Annotated in this window: 5 protein-coding genes and 1 pseudogene; 4 read left to right on the forward strand and 2 right to left on the reverse strand. The window is 41.7% G+C overall.

All coding sequences use genetic code 11. The features are described 5' to 3' along the window. A partial coding sequence (locus PX484_RS17375; protein ID WP_288104918.1) for a DUF433 domain-containing protein occupies positions 1 to 196 on the reverse strand: 196 nt, incomplete at its 3' end. A gap of 212 nt (positions 197 to 408) precedes the next feature. Between PX484_RS17375 and PX484_RS17380 the strand changes: the two genes are divergently transcribed. From PX484_RS17380 to PX484_RS17395, 4 genes and pseudogenes are all read left to right on the forward strand, one after another. Further along, a complete protein-coding gene (locus PX484_RS17380) occupies positions 409 to 900 on the forward strand; it encodes a type II toxin-antitoxin system VapC family toxin (RefSeq protein ID WP_287765880.1) in 492 nt (163 codons plus the stop codon). Then, entirely contained in the window at positions 887 to 1096 is a 210-nt protein-coding gene (locus tag PX484_RS17385; RefSeq protein ID WP_002732654.1) for a hypothetical protein, read from the forward strand. Before PX484_RS17380 ends, PX484_RS17385 begins: the two co-directional genes overlap by 14 nt. A 228-nt stretch (positions 1097 to 1324) precedes the next feature. Further along, positions 1325 to 1486, forward strand: a complete 162-nt coding sequence (locus PX484_RS17390) for a hypothetical protein (RefSeq protein ID WP_159036963.1) — start codon at positions 1325 to 1327, stop codon at positions 1484 to 1486. A 48-nt stretch (positions 1487 to 1534) separates the two neighbouring features. Continuing rightward, positions 1535 to 1624: pseudogene (locus PX484_RS17395) on the forward strand (transposase); the annotation flags it as partial. Between the two features lie 154 nt (positions 1625 to 1778). On the opposite strand, the gene PX484_RS17400 reads toward PX484_RS17395, so the two are convergent. Next, the gene (locus tag PX484_RS17400; protein ID WP_287765877.1) at positions 1779 to 2330 is read right to left on the reverse strand and encodes a PEP-CTERM sorting domain-containing protein; all 552 of its coding nucleotides are present in this window, start codon (positions 2328 to 2330) and stop codon (positions 1779 to 1781) included. Positions 2331 to 2719 lie beyond the last annotated feature (389 nt).

Consider the following 2719-nt stretch of genomic DNA (forward strand, 5'->3'; position numbering starts at 1 on the left):
CCGCTACTAAAGCGATAGCATATTGCAGACAAGCACGAATGTCTTCAATTTGTAAATCAGGGTAATAATCCTGAATAATTATACTGAAAGAGAGTCCCTCATTTAGCAACTCAAGAACACTCTGCACAGTGATGCGCGTCCCTTCTATGCAGGGCTTCCCAAAATGAATTTGAGGGTTAACAGAAATTTTATACATTGTTGTCACCTAGTCGTAAGATGCCTTTATTTTAGATCACATTGCACAAAAAAAGCCGTATAACTTGGCCGTTATGCCGACCAGCGAGTCAAGTGCGATCGCCGATCTTGTAGGGTGCGTTAATGAAATGTAACGCACTAATTCCCTCGCAAACCCTCAAAATAAAGCTCAAATGCGATAGAGTGAGGGACAAATAAAATTCAGAAAGTGCCGTGAGTGAAAGCGTCTATATTGAAACCAGCGTTATTGGCTATCTGACAGCCAGATCGACCCGAAATTTGGTTGTTGCTGGTAATATTGAAACGACAAGGGACTGGTGGCAAAATCGCCGTAATGATTTTGTTCTCTATATTTCACAGGTTGTTTTAGATGAAGTCGCTAAGGGAGATACAGAGATTGCTTTGAAAAGGTTAGAAATTGTCAATGAAATGCCTTTGGTTGAACTCAATCAAGCTGTACGCAACTTGGCAGCCCAGTTTCTTATACGAAGCAACCTTCCTGCCAAAGCTTCTGATGATGCGGTTCACATTGCTGCGGCGACTGTCCACGGGCTAGATTACTTGTTAACATGGAACTGTAAACATATTGCCAACGCTCAAATTCAGAGGAAGTTGGCAGAGCTCAGTCTTGATTTGGGATACGAGTTACCCATAATTTGTACTCCTTACGAACTTTTAGGAGATTATAACGATGTGGCAAGATGACATTTTAGATGAAATTCATAAATTTCGAGAAGAACACGCTAAATCCTTTAACTACGATTTGGATGCAATGTTTGTAGATTGGCAAAAAAGACAAGCAGAAAGTGGCAGGCAGGTAGTCAGCTTACCACCAAAGCAAGGTCTAACAAGTCGTTGGAGCCGACCAAAACAGGATGAACCACAAGAATCTCAAATCTAATCGTGGCGGCTCAACTTAGCCGTTAGGCCTAACCGATACGCTCATTAAAGTTGTCTATTATCAGTGCGATGCCGAAGGCACTGCATAGCAGATCGCCGATCTTGTAGGGTGCGTTAATGAGATGTAACGCACCTTATCTAATGTTCAAAATTCCTGCGTTAGGCTGACGCTAACACACCCTACTGGGCTAGAGTAGCGGTTTTTAGTCCAGTTTCGGCGGCTAGGATCATGGAAAAAGTAGGCAAGGATGGTCTTTACTTAAAATGTCGGCTTGAAGGAACCCTCGGTTTTACCGATGAGATGAAAGGTTCCGCCAGTTATAGCAACAGTGAATCACCACTAAGAACAGTTGTCAACCTAATTTTAGTATGTTATAATAATTGGCGGTAGTTCGGTCGATACGCAAAGCTTGGAGGAAAACCATCTCAATATCAAGCCATTGATGAGGCTATTCGGACAGTTCAGTTTGTTCGCAATAAATGCCTTAGATATTGGCAAGAAAATCAGAGTGTAGGACAAAAAGATCTTTAAAATAATGGCAGAGATGATTAATTGCCCTCAACCCCCCTGCCACTCCCAGATCGCTGGTGTGGGACACCCGCGACTAATCAAAGAAAATGGTATCAGTTATTTAAAAAAAACCGACCAAAATGTATTCGAGGTGTCCTCATGCTTTATTGATCTATTGCTGCTTGTTGTGTAACGATCTTGAAACAGATCTGCCCACGACACCCGCCAAACCAAGGGCGGCCAAACCTAGAACCGCAGAGGGTTCAGGAACCGCAATCGGAGTCGGATCAGGAGGATTTTGGACGTACTGGTCAGAGAAACCGTTGATAAAGGAGTTTGGGTTATCCAGAGTCCAGGCGGAGGTTACGTCAATGGCTTTTGTGCCAGCACTGAACGTGCCAACAACGGTGCCACCAGTTGAAACAAAGTTCAGAGTACTGGGAGTTAAATTTGTCGCAGTAAGTGATTTACTGAAGGTTGCTACCATAGTACTACCCTGTGCATTTGTACCAGCCGCAGCAAATTCGTTGGTGAAAGTGGCTGGAATGGTTACCTTATATTTAAGGGTGCCTGGTGTCTTCAAAGCCATATTGGTACCAAGACTAGCAGAGTAGTTTAACTGGAAGACACCACTAACGAAGCCAATGGTTATTTCGTCTTGTAGATCAACTGTACTACCAGTGATAGAGAAGTTGGAAAAAACTTTGTCCCCTACAGTAGACATCTCCAAAAATTTGTAAGTCAGTCACAGCAAGGAAGACAGGCAGATTAGACCAAGAGTCAAAATTAGCTCTAAAAACCGATTAATCAGGGTTTTAAGAGACAAAATCGAATTTTGACGGAAAACTATGGCTAATTATAACGTCAATTACTTCCCCTAATTGCTCCCATTCTATTACTTCTAAAATTAGCGCACTAATTCTCAACCTTACTAAGCCACAAACGGTAAGTAAAACCGATTTATATCGACTTTTATGGCTCTTCCGAACTTGTCATGTAAAATTAAAGAAAAAACAGACAATTATTGCTGACCAATAAAACAATAATTTATCTTTAAAAGCTGACTATGCTTGCAATACAGCAATTTATTGGTTAAAATATAGACAGCCAAGA

Origin of the sequence: Microcystis sp. M49636_WE2 (assembly GCF_030065375.1) — a bacterium.
Lineage (GTDB): Bacteria > Cyanobacteriota > Cyanobacteriia > Cyanobacteriales > Microcystaceae > Microcystis > Microcystis aeruginosa_C.